General features: G+C 68.7%; 23 protein-coding genes. 9 read left to right on the top strand and 14 right to left on the bottom strand.

All coding sequences use genetic code 11. The features are described 5' to 3' along the window. The first annotated feature begins 31 nt into the window (after positions 1-31). From ON31_RS06865 to ON31_RS06855, 3 genes are read left to right on the top strand one after another with little or no spacing between them, the layout of a single operon-like run. Positions 32-1,150 carry a Re/Si-specific NAD(P)(+) transhydrogenase subunit alpha gene (locus ON31_RS06865; RefSeq protein ID WP_039810505.1) on the top strand — a complete coding sequence of 373 codons (1,119 nt, stop codon included), beginning with the start codon at positions 32-34 and terminating at the stop codon, positions 1,148-1,150. Continuing rightward, positions 1,150-1,467: an NAD(P) transhydrogenase subunit alpha part 2 gene (locus ON31_RS06860; protein WP_029925713.1), complete on the top strand. Its 318-nt coding sequence runs from the start codon at positions 1,150-1,152 to the stop codon at positions 1,465-1,467. Before ON31_RS06865 ends, ON31_RS06860 begins: the two co-directional genes overlap by 1 nt. A gap of 3 nt (positions 1,468-1,470) precedes the next feature. Further along, positions 1,471-2,889: an NAD(P)(+) transhydrogenase (Re/Si-specific) subunit beta gene (locus ON31_RS06855; RefSeq protein WP_039810503.1), complete on the top strand. Its 1,419-nt coding sequence runs from the start codon at positions 1,471-1,473 to the stop codon at positions 2,887-2,889. Between the two features lie 56 nt (positions 2,890-2,945). On the opposite strand, the gene ON31_RS06850 is transcribed toward ON31_RS06855, so the two are convergent. After that, positions 2,946-4,649 (bottom strand): metallophosphoesterase family protein, encoded by a 1,704-nt coding sequence (locus tag ON31_RS06850; protein ID WP_039810501.1) that lies wholly within the window; start codon positions 4,647-4,649, stop codon positions 2,946-2,948. A gap of 141 nt (positions 4,650-4,790) precedes the next feature. Next, on the bottom strand, positions 4,791-5,111 hold the full coding sequence (locus tag ON31_RS06845) for a GroES family chaperonin (RefSeq protein ID WP_039810499.1): 321 nt from the start codon (positions 5,109-5,111) through the stop codon (positions 4,791-4,793). Between the two features lie 159 nt (positions 5,112-5,270). Between ON31_RS06845 and ON31_RS06840 the strand changes: the two genes are divergently transcribed. Next, positions 5,271-6,590, top strand: a complete 1,320-nt coding sequence (locus ON31_RS06840; RefSeq protein ID WP_051036948.1) for an FAD-binding oxidoreductase — start codon at positions 5,271-5,273, stop codon at positions 6,588-6,590. A gap of 51 nt (positions 6,591-6,641) precedes the next feature. Then, positions 6,642-6,932 carry a GNAT family N-acetyltransferase gene (locus ON31_RS06835; RefSeq protein WP_039810494.1) on the top strand — a complete coding sequence of 97 codons (291 nt, stop codon included), beginning with the start codon at positions 6,642-6,644 and terminating at the stop codon, positions 6,930-6,932. A 2-nt stretch (positions 6,933-6,934) separates the two neighbouring features. Here ON31_RS06835 and ON31_RS06830 read toward each other — a convergent pair whose 3' ends face one another. The 5 genes from ON31_RS06830 to ON31_RS06810 all read right to left on the bottom strand — a co-directional run bounded on the left by ON31_RS06830 (position 6,935) and on the right by ON31_RS06810 (position 11,339). Beyond that, positions 6,935-7,261 carry a hypothetical protein gene (locus ON31_RS06830; protein ID WP_039810493.1) on the bottom strand — a complete coding sequence of 109 codons (327 nt, stop codon included), beginning with the start codon at positions 7,259-7,261 and terminating at the stop codon, positions 6,935-6,937. A 206-nt stretch (positions 7,262-7,467) separates the two neighbouring features. Then, positions 7,468-8,625, bottom strand: a complete 1,158-nt coding sequence (locus ON31_RS06825) for an acyl-CoA dehydrogenase (RefSeq protein ID WP_039810597.1) — start codon at positions 8,623-8,625, stop codon at positions 7,468-7,470. Positions 8,626-8,795: 170 nt separating this feature from the next. Further along, on the bottom strand, positions 8,796-9,551 hold the full coding sequence (locus tag ON31_RS06820; RefSeq protein WP_081592272.1) for a TetR family transcriptional regulator: 756 nt from the start codon (positions 9,549-9,551) through the stop codon (positions 8,796-8,798). A 56-nt stretch (positions 9,552-9,607) separates the two neighbouring features. After that, on the bottom strand, positions 9,608-10,123 hold the full coding sequence (gene purE / locus ON31_RS06815) for a 5-(carboxyamino)imidazole ribonucleotide mutase (protein WP_039810491.1): 516 nt from the start codon (positions 10,121-10,123) through the stop codon (positions 9,608-9,610). Further along, positions 10,116-11,339 carry a 5-(carboxyamino)imidazole ribonucleotide synthase gene (locus ON31_RS06810; RefSeq protein ID WP_039810489.1) on the bottom strand — a complete coding sequence of 408 codons (1,224 nt, stop codon included), beginning with the start codon at positions 11,337-11,339 and terminating at the stop codon, positions 10,116-10,118. The genes purE and ON31_RS06810 overlap by 8 nt, the downstream gene beginning before the upstream one ends. Before the next feature lie 65 nt (positions 11,340-11,404). Here ON31_RS06810 and ON31_RS06805 point away from each other — a divergent pair, with 65 nt between their 5' ends. Continuing rightward, the gene (locus tag ON31_RS06805) at positions 11,405-11,947 is read left to right on the top strand and encodes a GtrA family protein (protein ID WP_029925691.1); all 543 of its coding nucleotides are present in this window, start codon (positions 11,405-11,407) and stop codon (positions 11,945-11,947) included. Positions 11,948-11,950: 3 nt separating this feature from the next. Here ON31_RS06805 and ON31_RS06800 read toward each other — a convergent pair whose 3' ends face one another. The 3 genes from ON31_RS06800 to ON31_RS06790 form a co-directional block, all read right to left on the bottom strand. Then, the gene (locus ON31_RS06800; protein ID WP_029925689.1) at positions 11,951-13,258 is read right to left on the bottom strand and encodes a sensor histidine kinase; all 1,308 of its coding nucleotides are present in this window, start codon (positions 13,256-13,258) and stop codon (positions 11,951-11,953) included. A 69-nt stretch (positions 13,259-13,327) separates the two neighbouring features. Beyond that, positions 13,328-14,005 (bottom strand): response regulator transcription factor, encoded by a 678-nt coding sequence (locus ON31_RS06795; RefSeq protein WP_029925688.1) that lies wholly within the window; start codon positions 14,003-14,005, stop codon positions 13,328-13,330. Between the two features lie 35 nt (positions 14,006-14,040). Beyond that, the gene (locus ON31_RS06790) at positions 14,041-14,565 is read right to left on the bottom strand and encodes a PH domain-containing protein (protein ID WP_039810487.1); all 525 of its coding nucleotides are present in this window, start codon (positions 14,563-14,565) and stop codon (positions 14,041-14,043) included. Between the two features lie 147 nt (positions 14,566-14,712). On the opposite strand from ON31_RS06790, the gene ON31_RS06785 reads away from it, so the two are divergent. Together ON31_RS06785 and ON31_RS06780 are read left to right on the top strand one after the other, a co-directional pair. After that, entirely contained in the window at positions 14,713-15,666 is a 954-nt protein-coding gene (locus ON31_RS06785; RefSeq protein WP_039810484.1) for an acyl-ACP desaturase, read from the top strand. Positions 15,667-15,740: 74 nt separating this feature from the next. Beyond that, positions 15,741-16,613: a serine/threonine-protein kinase gene (locus ON31_RS06780; RefSeq protein ID WP_051036941.1), complete on the top strand. Its 873-nt coding sequence runs from the start codon at positions 15,741-15,743 to the stop codon at positions 16,611-16,613. Here ON31_RS06780 and ON31_RS06775 read toward each other — a convergent pair. Continuing rightward, complete coding sequence (locus ON31_RS06775) at positions 16,591-17,388, bottom strand: biotin--[acetyl-CoA-carboxylase] ligase (RefSeq protein ID WP_039810482.1); 798 nt, start codon at positions 17,386-17,388, stop codon at positions 16,591-16,593. The genes ON31_RS06780 and ON31_RS06775 overlap by 23 nt on opposite strands. A gap of 125 nt (positions 17,389-17,513) precedes the next feature. Here ON31_RS06775 and ON31_RS06770 point away from each other — a divergent pair, with 125 nt between their 5' ends. Beyond that, positions 17,514-17,969, top strand: coding sequence for an acetyltransferase (locus tag ON31_RS06770; protein WP_195119780.1), 456 nt, complete (start codon positions 17,514-17,516; stop codon positions 17,967-17,969). A 487-nt stretch (positions 17,970-18,456) separates the two neighbouring features. Here ON31_RS06770 and ON31_RS06760 read toward each other — a convergent pair whose 3' ends face one another. From ON31_RS06760 to ON31_RS06750, 3 genes are all read right to left on the bottom strand, one after another. Continuing rightward, entirely contained in the window at positions 18,457-18,813 is a 357-nt protein-coding gene (locus ON31_RS06760) for a hypothetical protein (RefSeq protein WP_039810477.1), read from the bottom strand. 15 nt (positions 18,814-18,828) lie between these two features. Beyond that, positions 18,829-19,209 (bottom strand): DUF1707 SHOCT-like domain-containing protein, encoded by a 381-nt coding sequence (locus ON31_RS06755; RefSeq protein WP_039810474.1) that lies wholly within the window; start codon positions 19,207-19,209, stop codon positions 18,829-18,831. 91 nt (positions 19,210-19,300) lie between these two features. Beyond that, a complete protein-coding gene (locus tag ON31_RS06750; RefSeq protein WP_039810472.1) occupies positions 19,301-21,100 on the bottom strand; it encodes an acetyl-CoA carboxylase biotin carboxylase subunit in 1,800 nt (599 codons plus the stop codon). Between the last annotated feature and the right edge of the window lie 11 nt (positions 21,101-21,111).

Genomic DNA, 21,111 nt, shown 5'->3' with positions numbered 1-21,111 from the left:
CCGGCCTCACCACGAGAAGGAAGTTTGACAAGTGGACACAACGCAGAGCGCACAGCACGATGCGCCCCGCGGTGCGCGCGTCGGCGTGGTTCGCGAGACGAACACGGACGAACGACGCGTCGCATTGGTGCCGAAGATCATTCCGTCACTGCTCAAGCAGGGTGTGGAGGTGATCGTCGAGTCCGGCGCCGGGCTGGGCGCGCTCATTCCCGACGAACTGTATACCGAAGCGGGCGCGACCATCGGCGATCCGTGGAATGCCGACGTGATCGTCAAGGTCGCGCCGCCCAATGACGCCGAGATCGCCAAGCTGTCCGCCGGGCAGACGCTGATCGGCTTCCTGGCCCCGCGCAATGCCGAGAACAAGATCGACGCGCTGAAGGCCGCGGGCGTGCAGGCGTTCGCGGTGGAGGCGATTCCGCGGATCTCGCGCGCCCAGGTCATGGACGCGCTGTCCTCGCAGGCGAATGTGGCCGGATACAAGGCCGTGCTGCTGGCCGCGTCGGAATCCACCCGATTCTTCCCCATGCTGACCACCGCCGCGGGCACCGTGAAGCCCGCGACCGTGCTGGTGCTGGGCGTGGGCGTGGCCGGTCTGCAGGCGCTGGCCACCGCCAAGCGCCTGGGTGGGCGCACCACCGGTTACGACGTGCGCCCCGAGGTCGCCGATCAGGTGCGTTCGGTCGGCTCGCAGTGGCTGGACCTGGGCATCGACGCCGCCGGTGAGGGCGGGTACGCCCGCGAACTCACCGACGAGGAGAAGGCCGAGCAGCAGCAGGCGCTCGAGGACGCCATCAAGGGCTTCGACGTGGTCATCACCACCGCGCTGGTGCCGGGCCGTCCCGCGCCGCGCCTGGTCACCGCCGCCGCCGTGGAGGGCATGAAGCCCGGCAGTGTGATCGTGGACCTCGCCGGTGAGACCGGCGGCAACTGCGAGCTCACCGAACCCGGTAAGACCGTGGTCAAGCACGATGTCACCATCTGCTCGCCGCTGAACCTGCCCGCCACCATGCCGGAGCACGCCAGCGAGCTGTACTCCAAGAACATCTCCGCACTCCTGGAACTCATGCTGAAAGACGGTGCGCTGCAACCGGATTTCGAGGACCAGGTGCTGGCGGATTCCTGCGTCACGCGTGAGGTTGATGCCTGATGTACACCGAACTTCTCGCGAATATCGCGATCCTGGTGCTGTCCGGATTCGTGGGCTTCGCCGTCATCTCCAAGGTGCCCAACACCCTGCACACGCCGCTCATGTCCGGCACCAACGCCATTCACGGCATCGTCGTGCTGGGCGCGCTGGTCGTGCTGGGCAAGGTGGAGGATCCCTCGATCGGGATGCAGATCATCCTGTTCGTCGCCGTGGTCTTCGGAACCCTGAACGTCATCGGCGGTTTCGTGGTGACCGACCGCATGCTCGGCATGTTCAAGGGCAAGAAGCCCGCTGCGCAGGAGAAGGCGGGTAAGTAAGCCATGGACAATCTGGTCAATATCCTCTACATCATCGCCTTCTCGCTGTTCATCTACGGCCTGATGGGCCTGACCGGCCCGAAGACGGCGGTGCGCGGCAACTGGATCGCCGCGGTCGGTATGGCCCTCGCCGTGGCCGCCACCCTGATCGCGGTGCGCGACACCGGCAACTGGATCATCATCGCCGCCGGTCTGATCGTCGGCGTGGTGCTGGGTGTGCCCCCGGCCAAGTTCACCAAGATGACCGAGATGCCGCAGCTGGTCGCCGCCTTCAACGGCGTCGGCGGTGGCACCGTCGCCCTCATCGCCTGGGCGGAATTCCTGGACACCAGCGGCTTCTCGAACTTCAAGCACGGTGAGGAACCCACCGTGCACATCGTGATCGGCTCGCTGTTCGCGGCGATCATCGGTTCGGTGTCGTTCTGGGGCTCGCTCATCGCCTTCGGCAAGCTGCAGGAGATCCTGCCCGGCAAGCCCATCGGCATCGGCCGACTACAGCAGCCGCTGAACCTGCTGCTGCTGGCCGGATCCATTGTCGCCGCGGCCGTCATCGGCATCTCCGCCGCCGACGGCGGTGCGTCGGGCTGGTGGATGGTCGCCGTGCTGGTGCTGGCGGGCGTGCTCGGCCTCATGGTGGTGCTGCCCATCGGCGGCGCGGACATGCCCGTGGTCATCTCGCTGCTCAACGCGCTGACCGGCCTGTCGGCCGCCGCGGCGGGTCTGGCGCTCAACAACACCGCCATGATCGTGGCGGGCATGATCGTCGGCGCGTCCGGCACCATCCTGACCAACCTCATGGCCAAGGCCATGAACCGGTCCATCCCCGCCATCGTGGCGGGCGGATTCGGCGGTGGCGGAACGGCTCCCGGCGCGTCCGGCGGTGAGCAGAAGCAGGCCAAGGCCACCAGCGCCGCCGACGCCGCCATCCAGATGGCCTACGCCAACCAGGTCATCGTGGTGCCCGGCTACGGTATGGCGGTGGCCCAGGCCCAGCACGCGGTCAAGGAGATGGCGGCCCTGCTCGAGGCCAAGGGCGTCGAGGTCAAGTACGCCATCCACCCGGTCGCCGGGCGCATGCCCGGCCATATGAACGTGCTGCTGGCCGAGGCCGAGGTGTCCTACGACGCCATGAAGGAAATGGACGACATCAACGGCGAATTCGGCCGCACCGACGTCGCCCTGGTCATCGGCGCGAACGATGTCACCAACCCGGCCGCCCGCGAGGACTCCGCCTCGCCGATCTACGGCATGCCGGTGCTCGATGTCGACAAGGCCAAGAGCGTCATCGTGCTCAAGCGCTCGATGAACTCCGGCTTCGCCGGTATCGACAACCCGCTGTTCTACGCCGACCACACCTCCATGCTGTTCGGCGATGCCAAGAAGTCCGTCGGTGAGGTCACCGAGGAACTCAAGGCACTGTAGTTCGACCGCGATCCGTCGGAAGGCCCGTACCCCCAGGGGATACGGGCCTTTCGGCGTTACGGGCGGACCTGGCGGCGATAGGTCAGCTTGTCGAATTCGCGGCCGTACTCGTCGACGGCGACCACGTCCATCTCGCTGGCGAAGAAGCCGGGGCGCACATCCACCTGGATGAACGAGTAGTTGCGGAAGCGGACCCGGGACCAGGGTGCCGCTTCGTCGCGCTTGCCGCCGTCCGCGGTCCAGACGTAGCTGTTCGGCACCGTGGTGTCGGGAAGCTCGTTGCCGCGGTAGGACTCCCGGGAGCCGGGCTGGAATTCGTAGCGGGGTCGCCCGCCGCCACCGACGGTGTAATAAACGGTGCCGTCGGTCTCCGGATAGACGATGTCGCGGTCGGCGGCCACCCGGGTGGCCGCGCCGCCGCGAATGGGGTCGGTGCGCTCGAAGACGTGATTGTGGCCCTGGAGCACCAGATCCACCTGGTAGCGGTCGAACAGAGCGCACCAGGCATCGCGCACGCCGCCATCGCTGGCGTGCGCCTCGGTGGTGGAGTAGGCGCAGTGATGGAAGAAGCAGACGATGAAGTCGATATTTCGGTCGGCACGATAGGACGCGAGAGTGCGCTCCACCCAACCGGTCTGCGCACCGCCGGAGTAGCCGGTATTGGCCTTGATCTCGTAGGAGATGTCATTGGCGTCCAGTGACAGCACCGCCACATTGCCGTAGGTGAACGAGTAGGCCGAGGGACACCCGGCGGGTCCGTTGCCCGGAAAGTCCAGGCGCGCAAGGTGTCCGCCGTAGCCGCGGGTGTCGTAGGCGGCCTCCATGTCGTGATTGCCGGTGGCGAACATCCACGGCGTGGTGGCGGCGCTGGCCTCGATCGCGCCCAGGTACACGTCCCACACGTACGGGTTGAACTTGTCGAAACCGCCGGCGGGCTTGCCGCCCGATGGGACGAACTGCGCCCGCTTACCAGCACCCGAGGGGTCGGCGTAGGCGATGTCTCCGGCGAGCACGTGGAAATCCGGTCGGGCGGCGGCGATCTGGCGAACGATATTGTCCGCGTGTCGCACCGTGGGATCGTTGTCGGCCTTGTAGTACATGTCGTCGTAGTCACCGGGCGCGAGACCCGCTGGCTGCGAGGGCGTTTCATCGGCTCCCTGGTCACCCATCATGGTGAAGCGGAAGGGCAGCACCGCCGCTCGCGCCGTGGGCATGGCGGTGGCGGCCGAGCGGATGTCGCCGACGAAGCCGTCCGAGGTGCGCCAGCGGTAGAAGTGCGGCATCCGGCCCGGCAGTCCGTCCACGGGCGCGTGCACGTAGAACTGTTCGGCGGCCAGCACTCCCCCGTCGCTGCTCGGAATCTGGGTGACCAGGTTGCGCACCTCGGCCTCGATGCTCGCCCCCAGTGCCGGTGTCGTCCCGTGGTCGAGAAATACCTTGGCCCCGTGTGGATTCCGGGACAGCTGCGCGGCGAATCGCAGCTGGCTCGCCGCGTCCGCGCCATATCCGACGTGCAGGCCGCCCACCCCCAGCCGCGCCTCCTCGGCGTAGGCGCGCGCCCCGAACGGTGACGCGCCCGCCGCCGCCACCGCGGCGGCCGCCGCCGACCCGCGCAGGAAGCCGCGCCGCGAGACCGCGTGCCGCCGCAGATAGCTCCGATGCCATTCGTACTGCTCGGCCATGGTCATGCCAGCGGCGAGCGGCTCGGGTATGCCGGTATCGGGGATATCTCCGGCCGGGTTCAGGCGATTGCGCGACATGGGATCGGATGCTGGCCGACGCCGATGGCCGGAGCAATCGCGCACGCCCGCGCGATGGCGAATGTTTGGTTAACAGTTGCCAAGAATGCGGCGAATCGGACGCAAGCGGGTGGCGCGCAAGTGGGCTGGCGGTATCGGCGGCTAGAGGTATAGACCGGTGCCGTGCTCCGGGCGCTCGTTCGCCACGGCGTGCAGGTCCCGTTCCCGCAGCACGTAGTACGCCTGCCCCTGGATCTCCACCTCGTACTGATCCTCGGCCCCGAAGAGCACCTGGTCGCCGACGCTCACCGCGCGCACGTGCGAACCCACGCCGCACACCTCACCCCAAGACAGCCGCTTGGCGACCTGCGCGGTCGCCGGGATCAGAATGCCCCCGCTGCTGCGCCGCTCCCCCGCGTCCTGATTGATCTTGACCATGACGCGGTCGTGCAGCATTTGGATTTCGAGCTTGGGATCGGACACGGCCCGCAGTGTACTGCGCCCGCGCCACCGGCCGGACGAGGAGCATGGACATGGGACCGGTTCCCCACATCCGCGCGCTCGCCACGTAGTTTCTCCACTGTGGACCCGCACAGCTCTGCCCCCGATCTCGATTCGCTTCGCGCTCTGCTGCCCGACGGCATGGTGGTCACCGATCCCGACGTCCTGGGCGGCTACCGCCAGGACCGGGCCCTGGACCCCGACGCCGGCGTCGCCCTGGCCCTCCTCCGCCCCACCGAGACCGCACAGGTGGCCACCATCATGGGCTGGGCCCACCAACACCGGGTGCCGGTGGTACCGCGCGGGGCGGGCACCGGACTCTCCGGCGGAGCCACCGCCCAGCACGGCGCACTGCTGCTGAGCACCGAACGCATGCGGGCCATCACCGTCGACACCGTCACCCGCACCGCCGTGACCCAACCCGGACTACTCAACGCCGAGGTCAAACGCGCCGCCGCCGAACACGGCCTGTGGTACCCACCCGACCCGTCCTCGTTCGAGATCTGCTCCATCGGCGGCAATGCCGCCACCAACGCCGGGGGCCTGTGCTGTGTGAAATACGGCGTCACCACCGACTACATCCTCGGCATGGAAGTCGTCCTCGCCGACGGCACCATCGCACGCCTGGGCGGACCCCGCTTGAAGGACTCCGCCGGACTGTCGCTGACCAAGCTGTTCGTCGGCAGCGAGGGCACCCTCGGCATCATCACCGAACTCACCCTGCGGCTGCTGCCCGCCCAACCCCCACAGTCCACCGTGGTGGCCACCTTCCCCACCCTCACCGCCGCCACCGAGGCCATCCTCGCCATCACCGGCACGCTGCGGCCCTCCATGCTCGAGTTCATGGACTCCGTCGCCGTCAACGCCGTCGAGGACGAACTACGCATGGGCCTGGACCGCGACGCCGCCGGACTGCTGGTCGCCCGCTCCGACGCCCCCGGCGAGCACGCCGGACACGAGGCCGACCTCATGCTCACCGCCTGCGAGAAAGCCGGAGCCACCGAAGCCTTCCGCACCGACGACCCCGACGAAGGCGAAGCCTTCTGCGCCGCACGCCGCTTCGCCATCCCCGCCGTGGAACGCAAAGGCCCGCTGCTGCTCGAGGACGTCGGCGTCCCGCTACCGCGTTTGGGCGACCTCGTCACGGGTATCGCCGACATCGCCGCCCGCCGTCAGGTGCTGGTCTCGGTCATCGCCCACGCCGGCGACGGCAACACCCACCCGCTCATCGTGCACGACCCGAACAACCCCGACGAAACCGAACGCGCCCACCTGGCCTTCGGAGAGATCATGGACCTCGCCATCGCGCTCGGCGGCACCATCACCGGCGAACACGGCGTCGGCCGCCTGAAGAAGGCATGGCTGCCCGACCAGGTCGGCCCCGAGGTCATGGACCTGACCCGCCGCATCAAACACGCCCTCGACCCGCACGGCATCCTCAACCCCGGAGCCGTCCTCTAGTCCGTTCCGGGCCGTCGGAACAATCCTCGTCACAAGGGAGTTCACTCGAACATGACCACCAGGCTCGAACACAATGTCGCGGCCACCCGCTACGAGATCTATCTCGACGACACCCTCGCGGGCTACGCCGACTACGCCGAACGCGTGGACGGGGACGTGCGGGTCCGCGATTTCCAGCACACGCTGACCTTCCCGGAATTCCGGGGACGCAAGGTGGCGTCGCAGGTGGTGGAATTCGCGCTGCGCGACTCCCGCGAGGCCGGATTCAGCATTATTCCGACCTGCTGGTACGTGGAGAAGTTCATCGCCGAGAATCCGGAATACGCGGACCTGGTGGCCTAGCGTCAATGCCGGTGGCGGCGGGACGCCGCTCGTCGCCAGACCAGGAATTGCCGGTCGGTGGTGCTGACCATGGCCTCGATGACCTTCTCGTTGTCGAAGCCGGGTAGTGCCTGCAGGCGGGCGAGGAATGCGGTGTCAGCCGCCGAATGCGGTACCACACAGCCTTTTCCGGACGCACTGATCAGCACGAAGAACACGTCCTCGGCGAACGGTCCGTCCGCCGTGGTGATGATTCGTACCTCCGACAGTTCCGTCCACGAAACCTCTTCCACTCGCCCGTTGTCCAACGTGCGCCGGACGAACCTGTCGTTGATTTCGACGCCGGCCATGGAACCATACTGCTCCCCTCACCCCGGCCTGGACAGCCCCGAAATCGAGCCCCGCCACCCGAAGGATAAAAAGGAAAACTCCGGCTAACCGTCCACCCCGCAGTCCAGCGGTGGGTCGGCCACCGGAGTTATCCCATGGCTACACAAGAGATTTCAGCTGCACGCGCGGATTCTCGGCCGCGCGTGCGAAATCCCGCGCGGTCCGCTCAGCGCAGAATGGCGCGCGACATCACCAGGCGCTGAATCTGGTTGGTGCCCTCGTAGATCTGCGTGATCTTGGCGTCGCGCATCATGCGCTCCACCGGGAAGTCGGTGGTGTAGCCCGCGCCGCCGAAGAGCTGCACGGCATTGGTGGTGACCTCCATGGCCACATCCGAGGCGAAGCACTTGGCGGCCGCGGAGATGAAGCCGAGGTTCTGCTCGCCGCGCTCGGCGCGGGCGGCGGAGGTGTAGACCATGAGGCGGGCGGCCTCCACCTTCATGGCCATATCGGCCAGCATGAACTGGGTGTTCTGGAAGTCGGCGATGGCCTTGCCGAACTGCTTGCGGTCCTTGGTGTAGGCGATGGCCGCGTCCAGCGCGCCCTGGGCCAGGCCGACGGCCTGCGCACCGATGGTGGGGCGGGTGTGGTCCAGGGTCTGCAGGGCGGTCTTGAAGCCGGTGCCGGGTTCGCCGATGATGCGGTCGCCAGGGACCTTGCAGTTCTCGAAGTACAGCTCGGCGGTCGGGGAGCCCTTGATGCCCAGCTTGTGCTCCAGCGGACCCACCACGAAGCCCTCGTCGTCCTTGTGGACCATGAACGCCGAGATGCCGTTGGCGCCCTTGTCCGGGTCGGTCACGGCCATGACGGTGTACCAGTCGGACTTGCCGCCATTGGTGATCCAGCACTTGGAGCCGTTGATGATCCAGCCGTCGCCGTCCTGGCGGGCGCGGGTGCGCATGGAGGCGGCGTCGGAACCGGCCTCGCGCTCGGACAGGGCGTAGGACGCCATCTTGCCGGCCACGATGTCGGCGAGGACCTGCTGCTTGAGTTCCTCGGAGCCGTTGAGGATCAGGCCCATGGTGCCGAGCTTGTTCACCGCCGGGATGAGCGAGGAGGATCCGCAGACGCGGGCGACCTCTTCGATCACGATGCACGTGGCGACGGAGTCCGCGCCCTGGCCGCCGTAGGCCTCGGGCACGTGCACGGCGTTGAAACCGGCGGCGTTGAGGGCGGTCAGCGCCTCCTCCGGGAACCGGGAGTTGCCGTCGACGTCCTTGGCGTAGGGCGCGATCTCCTTCTCGGACAGACCGCGAATGGCCTCGCGCAGCTCGTGGTGGAAGTCCTCGAGCTGGAACAGATTGAAGTCGGGGTTGCCCGCCATGAGTTCACTCCTGGTTCGTGGTTTCGGATCGCCGCTGCTCGCCAGCGCCATCTCCAGCATCTCGGCACTCAGTGCCAACCGTCGCCGAGTATACGCCGCCAAATCGCGGCCACGTGCGGTTACTACCCCATCAGGCTGTGGCACGCAGTGTCAGATTCGACACGTGCGGATCAGTCCAGGGTATCCAGGCGACGGGCCAGCAGATCGGCGACCTGCCGGGGCGACAGCGTGCGCGGGAAGACGGCCACGACCAACTGGTCGGATTCGTCCGTGGCGTCCACACCGCCCCGCGGAATGGCATCCAGTGCCGCCCGCAGATCGGCCGGGCTCGCATCGGACTCCCCGCGCACCATCCGGCGCAGCAGATAGTTGTGCGTCGCCGTCACCGCCGCGGTGAACTGCACCAACGCCAGATCCGACTCGCCGCGCAGGCGTTCGCGCAGGTAGTCGGTGAACAGCCGCTCGTAGCGGAAGACCGTCACGATCTCGCGCTCCCGCAGCGCGGGCACCTGCCGCACCACGCGATACCGCCGCGCCGCCAGCTCCCGCCACTGCGTGAACCGCTCGAACACCCCGACGACCGCCGCGAGCACACCCGCCCACGGATCGCCGTCCCACCCGTCCAGGAACTCCCGCGCCTGCGCCAACTGTGATTCGTGATCGGCGAAGACCACATCCTCCTTGGCCCGGAACTGCCGGAAGAAGGTGCGCCGGGAGATCCCCGCCGCCTCCGCGATCTCATCGACCGTCGTCGCCTCGTACCCCTTCTCGGCGAACAACCGCAACGCCTGATCGACCACGGTCAACCGCCGCGCGGTCGCGATGGCTCCCCCGCCGCCGCGTGCCTTCGCCGCACCGGCGGTCGCGTCGCGAACCCGCGCCGCGGTGCCGTCGCCACGCTCGGGCGTGCCCCTGGAATCACCCATGCGGTCTCGAACTCAGCTGTCGCGGAACGGAGTTCGCGGTGCGGTGGCCGCCGTGCTCATCCCAGCAACCGGGTGCGCAGGGCGTCGTCCTTCTCCAGGACGAGCTTTTCCAGATCGGCCTGGAACTGCTCCATGCGCACGCGCAGGTCCGGATCGGCGGCGGCCAGGATGCGGACCGCCAGCAGACCGGCGTTGCGCGCGCCGCCGATGGAGACCGTGGCGACCGGCACACCCGCGGGCATCTGCACGATGGACAGCAGTGAGTCCATGCCGTCCAGGTACTTCAGCGGCACCGGGACGCCGATCACGGGCAGCGGGGTGGCCGAGGCGACCATGCCGGGCAGATGCGCCGCCCCGCCCGCGCCCGCGATGATCACCTGGATGCCGCGGCCCGCCGCCTCCCTGGCGTAGTCGAGCATGCGCTGCGGGGTGCGGTGCGCCGACACCACACCCACCTCGAAGCGAATGCCGAACTCCGCCAAGGCTTCCGCGGCCGCCTGCATGGTCGGCCAGTCGGAGTCGGAGCCCATGATCAGGCCGACCTGCGGCGCGGTGCGCTCGGTATCACTCATGATGCGGATCCCATCCGTCGGTCCATACCGCGTGCGACATCCAGTGCGCCGCCCGCTCGGCCTGCTCGCGTGTGGCGGCGACATCGTCGCCGAGGATATTGATGTGCCCGATCTTGCGGTCGGGCCGCTCGCCCTTGCCGTAGAGGTGCACCCGGGCGTCCGGCATGCGGGCGAAGAGGTGGTGCAGCCGCTCGTCCATGGACATGGCGGGGGCTTCGGGCGCGCCGAGGATATTCGCCATCACGGTGACCGGGGCCAGCGGCGCGGTATCGCCCAGCGGATAGTCCAGCACCGCGCGCAGATGCTGTTCGAACTGGCCGGTGACCGCGCCGTCCATGCTCCAGTGGCCGCTGTTGTGCGGGCGCATGGCCAGCTCGTTCACCAGCAGCTCACCGGCATGGGTCTCGAACAGCTCCACCGCCATCGCGCCCGTGGTGCCGAGTTCGGAGGCCAGCCGCAGCGCCAGGGCCGACGCCTCGGTGGCACGCTGCTCGGGCAGCTCCGGGGCGGGCGCGATCACCACGGCGCACTGGCCGTTGCGCTGCACGGTCTCCACCACCGGCCAGACGGCGGCCTGCCCGAACGGCGAGCGCGCCACCATGGCCGACAGCTCGCGCTTCAGGTCCACCTTGGCCTCGGCCAGCAGCGCGACACCGTGCGCCAGCTGGTCGTCGGCGATGCGGGTGGCCTCGGCGGCATCGGCGGGCATCCACACGCCGCGACCGTCGTAGCCGCCGCGCACCGCCTTCAGCACGACGGGCCAGCCGTGCTCGTCACCGAACGCGACGGCGTCGGCCGCCGACGCCACGGCGGTGAACACCGGCACCGGCACGCCCAGCTCCGCCAGCTTGCGGCGCATGGCCAGCTTGTCCTGGGCGTAGACGAGCGCGCCCGGCGGCGGCTGCACGTTCACGCCCTCCGCGATGAGCGCCTCCAGGTGCTCGGTGGGCACGTGCTCGTGGTCGAAGGTCACCGCGTGCGAGCCGACCGCGGCCTTGCGTAGCGCGGCCAGGTCGGTGTGGGTGCCCAGCACCACCTCGGGTGTCACCTGGGCGGCCGGGTCGTCGGGCCGTTCGGCGAGGACGCGCAGCCGCTGCCCGAGCGCGACCGCCGCCTGATGGGTCATCCGCGCCAGCTGACCGCCACCGATCATGGTGACCGTGGGCATGGCCGAGGAATCGAAGGAACGTGCGCTCACGTTCGACAATATTGTCATGGTGCCCCGGGGCCCCGTGCCTGCGGGTTGCCGACCCGGTATCGCGGGCACGTAGACTCGGCCTCGTGTCATTTGTCGACGACGTGGTAAAACTGCTGCCCACACCGCTGCGGGATCTCGCGATCCGGCATCACGAACTGATCAAGTTCGCGATCGTGGGCGCCACCACGTTCGTCATCGACAGCGGCATCTTCTACTTCCTGAAATTGACCATTCTGGAACCGAAGCCGGTAACCGCCAAGATCATCTCCGGGGTGATCGCGGTGATCGCCTCCTACATTCTCAATCGCGAATGGACGTTCGAGAATCGGGGCGGACGGGAGAAACACCACGAGGCCCTGCTGTTCTTCGCGGTCAGCGGTATCGGCGTGGTGCTGAGCTTCACACCGCTGTGGATCTCGCGGTACATGCTGCACCTGCAGGTGCCGAATATCAGCCTCACCGCCGAGAACATCACCGACTTCATCAGCGCCTTCATCATCGGCAATATCCTGCAGATGGTGTTCCGGTTCTGGGCCATGCGGCGCTGGGTCTTCCCCGACGAGATGCGCCAGATCGAAGAGGAACTCGAGGATCTGCTCGGCGAGGAACAGCTCGGCCACAGCTAGCCGCTACCGCGGTTCGGCGACCACCTCGCCCTGGACGCGGTTCGCGGCGGGCGCGCCCAGGAAGACCGCGAACAGCGCCGGGCGGCGACGCTGCAACTCCAGTCGGCCGCCGTCGGCCTCGATGAGGGCGCGGGCCAGCGCCAGCCCCACACCCGTGGAACCACCCGCCGAGAAACCGCGGTCGAAGATGTGCGGGGCGAGTTCGTCGCGCACCCCGTGGCCCTCGTCGGCCACCTCCACGCACACCAGCGGCTCCCGGTCCCGCCCGCCCGTCACCGTGCGCACCGACACCGTGCAGGTGCCGCCGCCGTGCATGAGGGCATTGTCGACCAGCACCGCCACCGCCTCCCGCAACCGGGAACCGGTGATGGGCGCGCGCAGCGTCGGATCGCCCGCCAGCACCAGTTTGCGACCCGCCTCCGCGAACGGATGCCGCCATTCCGACACCACCCCGCGCAGTTCGTCGATCACCGGCACCGGATCGCGCTCGGCCGCGCCCTCGTCCCGGGAGGCGCGCACCAGATCGTCGATGGCGTCGGTGAGGCGATCCACCTGCGCCATGGCCTCCTCGGCCTCGTGCACCACATCCGGGTCCGAATACTCCGACAGCTCGTCCAGGCGCAGCCGCACCGCGGTCAGGCGGCTGCGCAGCTGATGCGAGACGTCGGCCACCAGGGCGTGCTCGCGTTGCAGGCGACCCGCGATCTCCACGGTCGCCGAATCCAGCACATCGGAGACCCGGTCCAGTTCGGTGATGCCGTGGCGGCGCGGGTCGGCACGGAAGTCGCCCATGGCCAGCCGGGCGGCGCGAGCCGCCACATCGCGCAGCGGATCGGCCACCCGGCGCGCGGTCACCGTGGCCACCGCGATACCCGCGCCCAGCGACAGCAGCACCAGGCCCGCCACCGCGCCGAGCGCCTTGCGCTGCATCGAATGCATCGGGGAGGCAGGGGTTTCCAGGCGCAGCGAGACCGAGGTGCCCATGGACAGCGACTCCACGATGGGATCGTCGACGTAGTCGACGCCGACGTCCACGCGGTGCGCGACGGTCCGCTCGGTCGGATAGATGATGGTCAACCGGCCGCCCGCCGGAATGAGCGGGCGCACCGAGCGCAGATCCAGCTCACCGTGCACCAGACCGTCCGGTTCCTGCGCGATCACCTCCGTGGAGATCCGCTCCAGGCGGCCACGCAGATCGTTGCGGGTCATATCCTCGACCCACTGCCACGCCGTGTACGCCAGCGGAATGCCGAGGACCAGCGTCGTCAAGGTCAGCGCGGCCACCATGGACATGAGAATTCTGCGCCGCATCGTCGACATGCCTCGCTTCACTGGGGGCTGCTCGGTGGTGCGCGCCTGCGCACGGACCAGGCTGTTCACCTAGTCGGTATTGAAGCGGAAGCCTACGCCGCGCACCGTCACGATCCGGCGCTCGGCCACCGGCCCCTCGTCGCCGATCTTGCGGCGCAGCCACGACATGTGCATGTCCAAGGTCTTCGAACCGCGCAGGTCCGCGTCACCCCACACCTCGCGCAGGATGGTCTCGCGCGGCACCACCTGTCCGGCCCGGTCGATCAGCACCTTGAGCAGTTCGTACTCCTTGTTCGCGAGATTCACCTCCACCCCGTTCACCAGCACCCGGCGCGCGGCGGGCTCCAGGCGGATACCGCCGACCTCCACCGCCTCGTCCCCGATTCCGCTGCGGCGCAACAGCGCCCGCACCCGGGCCAACAGCTCGGCCAGTCGGAAGGGCTTGCCCACATAGTCATCGGCGCCCGCGTCCAGACCCACCACGAAATCGACCTCGTCGGTGCGGGCGGTGAGCATGAGCACGGCCAGATCCGCACCACGCGCCCGCACCTGCCGGCACACCTCGAGGCCGTCCATCCCGGGTAGCCCGAGATCGAGGATCAGCAGGTCGTGCTCGCCCTCCAGGGCACGCTGCAGAACCGCGGGGCCGAAGCTCTCCACGGTCACCGAATAACCCTCACGCCCCAGCGCCCGCGACAGCGGTGCGGCGATGGCCTCGTCGTCTTCGGCCAGCAGTACGGCGGTCACGGACCAAGACTACGGGTAGAACCGGGCCGAACGCGCTAACGACCGTTGCCGTTGCGCGGGTCCTGTTGCACCACATCGAAAACCTGGTGATACACCAGCCCGTGCACCTGCTGCACCCGCGGGATGTCGGTGAACTCGAGCGGCTCCTCCGACGCCGAGGTGATGGTCAGGGTGCCCGCGCCCAGCAACCGGTCGGACAGGCCGTGACTGAACTGCACACTGGAGATGCGCGTCATCGGGATGTCGATGCCGGTGTGGGTGAGCACGCCCTCCCGGACCAGCACCCGGCGGTCGGTCACGATGAAATGCGTGGTTCGCCAGGCGATCAGCGGGACGATGCACCACCAGATCACCAACAGCACCCACGCCACCGGCACCGCGATCATGAACGCGGTGCGCAGTATCCCCAGCGGAGCGCGCGACGCGAGACCGAAGCCGAAACCGGCCAGCGCGGTCACGAAGATGAACGCGACAGCGGGCAGGAACAACATCTTCCAGTGCGGATGGCGATGCAGCAGCAGCTGTTCGTCCGGTGCCAGCGCTTCCTCCGGATATGCCATACCGGCAGATTACCCCGGAAGGATGCTTCGAATACCGCACGCGGGACCTTGTTCTGCGGCACAATCGTTCGGCTGTAGGGGGAACCATCAGCTAGTCCCGCGCATGTGCACAGTCCTGCTCCACCCCGCAAGACACAGGAGGCGTGTGTGACCAAGGATCTGACCCAGCTCGAAATACTCATGGCACTGGAACCGGTGGCCGAACAGAATCTGAATCGGCATCTGTCCATGGCCAAGGACTGGCATCCGCACGACTACGTGCCCTGGGACGAGGGGCGCAACTTCGCCGCCATGGGCGGTGTGGACTGGGATCCGGAGCAGTCCAAGCTCAGCGAGGTCGCCAAGGTCGCCATGGTCACCAACCTGCTCACCGAGGACAATCTGCCCTCCTACCACCGGGAGATCTCCGAGAACTTCTCCATGGACGGGGCCTGGGGCACCTGGGTCGGGCGGTGGACCGCCGAGGAGAACCGCCACGGCATCGTGATCCGCGACTACCTGGTGGTCACCCGCGGCGTCGACCCGGTCGCGCTGGAGCAGGCGCGCATGGTGCACATGACCAACGGGGCCAAGTCGCCCGCCGAATGGGGCGGTTTCCTCGACAATGTCGCGTACGTGACCTTCCAGGAGTTGGCCACCCGGGTCTCGCACCGCAATACCGGGCGGGTGTGCGAGGACCCTGTCGCCGACCGCATGCTGCAGCGCATCGCGGCCGACGAGAACCTGCACATGATCTTCTACCGCACCCTGTGCGGGGCCGGACTGGATCTGGTGCCGGACCAGGCCATCGCGGCGATCACCAAGGTGCTCACCAACTTCGTGATGCCCGGCTACGGCATGCCCAACTTCCGGCGCAACGGCGTACTCATGGCCAAGCACGGCATCTACGATCTGCGCCAGCATCTCGACGAGGTGGTCAAGCCCGTGCTCAAGCAGTGGAATATCTTCGAGCGCACCGATTTCGGGACGCGCGGCGAACAGGCGCGCGAACAGCTCGGCACCTGGCTGGAGAAGATGGAGGCCGATGTGCTCAAGTTCGAGGAGCAGCGCGACCGGCTGCTCGCCCGCGAGGCCGCGCGCGGCGAACTGCAGCCCGCCTGAGCGTTTTCCAGCCGTTATAGCCAGGCCGTAGGGTGTTCCCCCAGTGAGACTTGTCCGGTACGAGAGGATCTGGCGTGGGGGACGGTCAGCTGGGTCGGTACCGCCTCGACGAACTGCTGGGCAGTGGTGGATCGGGGCAGGTCTGGCGTGCGCACGACACCCTGACCGACCGCACCGTGGCACTGAAGGTGCTGGCCCCGGCTCTCGCCGCCGACCCCTCCTATCGGCGGCGCTTCGAACGTGAAGCCCGCGCCGCGGCCCGCCTGCGCGGGCCGCACGTGGCGCTGCTGCACACCTTCGGGGAGCTGGAGGGACGGCTGTTCATCGAGACCGGCTTCATCGACGGGGTCGATCTCGAGGCGCTGCTGGAATGGGAGGGGCCGCGCCCGCCCGCGGCGGCCGTGACACTCGTCGCGCAGGTGGCGACGGCACTCGACGAGGCGCACGCGGCCGGGGTGATCCACCGGGATGTCAAGCCCGCCAACATCATGGTGGCGCTCGACGACATCGCCTACCTCATCGACTTCGGCACCGCCCAGCAGGACGGGCAGACCCCGGTGACGCTCTCCGGCATGGTGGTCGGCACCCCCGCCTACATGGCCCCGGAACGGTTCACCGGCACCGCCTCCGCACGCTCCGACATCTACTCGCTGGCCTGCGTGCTCTACGAATGCCTCACGGGCGAACGACCTTTCCGAGACCGCAACCCGGCCCGCCTCATGTACGCCCACGTCAATGCCGACCGCCCCCGCGCCTCGGTGGTCCGCCCGGAGCTACCGGGAGCACTGGACGCCGTCATCGCCCGCGGCATGGCCCGCGACCCAGCCGACCGCCATTCCAGCGCAGGAGAATTCGCGGCCGCCGCCCACGCCGCGCTCGCAACCCCCGGCCCCCCGACTCTGATCGGACGGGTCAGGAGGTTGCTCAGGCCGGGCGCAGGTGGGTGACGTCGCCCGCGGTGACTGCGTGGTCGCCGATGCGCAGGCGGCCGTGGTCGTCGATGTCGGTGGCGATGCCGGTGAGTGCCTGGCCGTTGGGGAGTTCGGCGCGGACCTCGGCGCCCAGGGTGGCGCAGCGTTCGCGATAGGCGGCGGCGAGGTCGGTGACCGACCAGTTCGCGGCGCGCCAGGTGGTGAGGCGGCGGGCGAATTCGCGGAGGATGGCCAGGGCCAGATCGGTGCGGTCGGTTTCGGCGGCGCCCAGCAGGGCGAGCGAGGTGGCATGCGGGACCGGGAGTTCGGCCTCGGTGAGGCTCACGTTCAGACCGATCCCCATCACCACGGCGGGATCGGGTGCGCTGGCCGCGACCTCGGCCAGAATGCCGGACAGCTTGCGCCCGTCGACCAGCACATCGTTCGGCCACTTCAACGCGGCGTCGACGCCCGCGACCGCACGCACGGCGTCCACCACCGCCACCCCCGTCAGCAGCGGCAGCCACCCGAGCACCTCCGGATCGATCCCCGGCAGCCGCACCAGGATCGACATGGCGATCTGCGCCCGCGCCGGACTCTCCCACGCCCGCTCGTGCCGCCCCCGCCCCCGCTCCTGCGCCTCGGCGAGCAACACCACCCGATCCACCCCCGGATCCGCCGCCCGCGCGACCAGATCCGCATTGGTCGACCCGGTCGACTCCACCACCTCGATCCCGGTGAAGAACCCCAACTCCGCCGCCCCGGCGATCTCCCGCCGCAGCCGCTCCATATCCAAAGGCGCCCGTTCCATGCCCGGCACGCTACTCCCCCACCCCCCGCCGCCCGGTCCGGCCGCACGCCGCGCGAGCCCCTTCCCGACATCGCCGCACCGCGCTACCCGTACCCGGATATCAGTGGCGTCGAATACGTCCGGCCGTGCAGAATCCGACGGTGATTCGATTGCGTGCGAGCGTGGGACCCGTCGAATACCCGAGGCTCGTCGAGATCTGGCGTAGCGCGGTCGATGCCACGCATCATTTCCTCGCCGACCCGGACCGCGACGAGATCGAGGGGCAGCTGGCGGGCGGGTACTTCCCTCAGGTCCGGTTGACCGTCGCCGAGTTCGACGGCCGCGTCGTGGGATTCGCCGGAACGGCGGCGGGTGATCTGGTGATGCTGTTCGTGGACGCCGAGGCGCGCGGGCAGGGGGTCGGCGGTGCCCTGCTCGATCACACGATCGCCGAGCACGGCGTCCGCACCGTGGACGTCAACGAACAGAACGATCGGGCCGTCGGCTTCTATGTCCGCAAGGGGTTCGTCGTCACGGGCCGCAGCGAGACGGACGGAGAGGGTCGCCCGTACCCGCTGCTGCACCTGGCACTCCAGAGTTGACCACCCCGGTCAGCCGCATCTCCCGCAGTTCGGGTCGCGCACGCGGAGGCCGCCTTGGATACGGTGCGCGGGGATCGACCGGCGTTCGCGCGCGCGGCGGTAGCCGAGCGCACATCGGCACCCGGCTCGACATCATCGGCCGCAGAGCCGACCGCCCCGCGGCCGCCGGGCTCGCCCGCCTGGCGAGCACCGGGGGCTTCGGTGCGGGCGGGTTCGGTCCGCTGCGGTTCGGTCCAGGGTTGTGGTTCGGTGACGGTCGGTTTCGGCGTGCGGGTCCGCCAGGTTGTCCAGCTCGCCGCGGCCGCGTATTCGGCGTGGTGTTCGCTCCAGGCCCACATGTGCGTCTCCGCTCGGCTCGGTATCGGGTGGTGCCCCGAGAGTCCCACCGCGACCTGTGTGGGCACGAGCGATTATTTCCGCTCAGCCGAGCGAATCCGCAGGTAAAGCAGAGTTTTTCGACGTTCAGGAAATATCCGGACCGGACGGGTCAGCGGTCGACGGGGATGTCGCGTGGTTCGAGGCCCAGCGCGCCCTGGACGAAACGCCGCACCGCCGTGCGGCCGTCGGCGAGAGCGGTGTCGTAGCCGTCGCGGGCCCAGCCGGAGATGACGGCGGTGCCGTCGCCCTCGGGCGTCGCGCCGATCTCCGCGACCATCTCGGCGGTGGTGGGCACGCACACCGCCCAGGAGAAGTGCGTCTCGTCATCCCATTCCAGCGCCCGCCGCACCACATAGTCGGGATCGGTGATGCCGCCATCGGCCAGCGCGGGCCGGTCGTCGATGCGCTCATCGGCGCGCAGGGCGCGCAGATACCATCCGCCCGCGTTGATCTCGATGGGTTCCATACAGCCCTTCCGTCGTCAGTGCCAGCGGCCGTGCCCGCGGCGGTCCCCGAACAGCAGCGCGCCCACCAGCGGAATGGCGAGGAAGAACCACCACTGGTGGGTCACCAGAAACAGGATCAGCGCGAGAATGGTGACCACCGGCATCACCCGTTCGGGCACTCCGGCGGGTAGACGGAATCCGCGCGCGGCCGGTTTCGGCTTCTCCAGCGACACCGGCGCGGGCAGATCCGTGAACACCTGCTCGAGATCGCCCCGCGTCACCGCCGCCGCCACGATCGCACTGCGCTCGTCGAATTCGGCCACGCTCAACCGCCCGGCGGCGAAGTGATCCGACAGCCGCCGCATGGCGTCCTCGCGTTCGGCGGTGCCGATGCGAATGTCGGGTGGTTCAGCCATACACCGACCTTAGCGCCAGCGCGAACGGGCCGCGCACAGCTGGCGCGGCCCGTTCGAGAAGCATTGCCGGACTACGGAATCCGGCGCGAACTCACTTGATCTCGGCGAGCACGGTGCCCTGGGTGATGGCCGCACCGGCCTCCACCGTCAGTCCGGTGATGACACCGGCCTTGTGTGCGGTCACCGGGTTCTCCATCTTCATGGCCTCGAGCACCACCACCAGGTCACCGGCCTCGACCGACTGCCCCTCCTCGACGGCGACCTTGACCACGGTGCCCTGCATGGGCGCGGTCACGGCATCACCGGAGGCGGCGCCGCCACCGGCCCCGCCACGCTTGCGCGGCTTCGGCTTCTTGCGGATGACACCCGCGCCGTTGCCGCCACCGGTCGCACCCGCGCCGACGGTGAACTGTCCGGGCAGCGACACCTCCAGGCGACGGCCGCCGACCTCGACGACCACCTTCTGACGGGGCTCATCGTCGTCCGCCTCGATGGGCTGGCCGCCGGTGTAGGGCTCGATGGGGTTGTCCCACTCGTTCTCGATCCACTTGGTGTAGACGTCGAACTTGGTGCCGTCGCCGATGAAGGCCGGGTTCTCCACGATGTGGCGGTGGAAGGGGATGACGGTGGCCAGGCCCTCGACCTGGTACTCGGCCAGGGCGCGGCGGGCGCGCTGCAACGCCTGCTCGCGGTTCTCGCCGGTGACGATGAGCTTGGCGAGCATGGAGTCGAACTGGCCGCCGATGACGCTGCCCTCGACCACGCCGGAATCCACGCGCACGCCGGGGCCGGTCGGCTCCTTGTACACGGTGACCGGGCCGGGGGCGGGCAGGAAGTTGCGGCCCGCGTCCTCACCGTTGATGCGGAATTCGAAGGAGTGCCCGCGCGGCGTCGGATCCTCGGTGATGCTCAGTTCGTGGCCCTCGGCGATGCGGAACTGCTGGCGCACCAGGTCGATGCCGGCGGTCTCCTCGGTGACCGGGTGCTCGACTTGGAGGCGGGTGTTCACCTCGAGGAAGGACACGGTCTCGCCCTGCACCAGGTACTCCACGGTGCCGGCGCCGTAGTATCCCGCCTCGCGGCAGATCCGCTTGGCGGATTCGTGGATCTTGGCGCGCACCTCGTCGGAGAGGAACGGGGCGGGGGCCTCCTCGACCAGCTTCTGGAAGCGGCGCTGCAGCGAGCAGTCACGGGTGCCGGCGACCACCACATTGCCGTGCTTGTCGGCGATGACCTGGGCCTCGACGTGGCGGGCCTTGTCCAGGTACTGCTCCACGAAGCATTCGCCGCGACCGAAGGCGGCGGTGGCCTCGCGCACGGCGGAGTCGAACAGCTCCGGGATCTCCTCGATGGTGTGCGCGACCTTCATGCCGCGACCGCCACCACCGAAGGCGGCCTTGATGGCCACCGGAACGCCGTACTGCTCGGCGAACGCGACGACTTCCTGCGCGTCCTTGACGGGGTCCTTGGTGCCCGCGGCCATGGGGGCCTGCGCGCGCTCGGCGATGTGGCGCGCGGTGACCTTGTCGCCCAGATCGCGAATGGACTGCGGGGAGGGTCCGATCCAGATGAGGCCCGCGTCGAGCACGGCCTGCGCGAAATCGGCGTTCTCCGACAGGAAGCCGTAGCCGGGGTGGATCGCGTCGGCGCCGGACTTGGCGGCGGCATCGAGGATCTTGTCGAACACCAGGTACGACTCGGCCGAGGTCTGACCACCCAGGGCGAACGCCTCGTCGGCGAGCTGCACGAACGGCGCGTCGGCGTCCGGTTCGGCGTAGACGGCGACGCTGGCGATCCCGGCGTCCTTGGCAGCCCGGATCACGCGCACGGCGATCTCGCCTCGATTGGCTACGAGGACCTTGGTGATCTGCGCGTTGGCATGGTTGGGCACTGAGCCTCCTG

Source organism: Nocardia otitidiscaviarum NBRC 14405, assembly GCF_000308635.1.
GTDB lineage: Bacteria > Actinomycetota > Actinomycetes > Mycobacteriales > Mycobacteriaceae > Nocardia > Nocardia otitidiscaviarum.
This window is presented reverse-complemented; position numbering and strand designations above follow the sequence as displayed.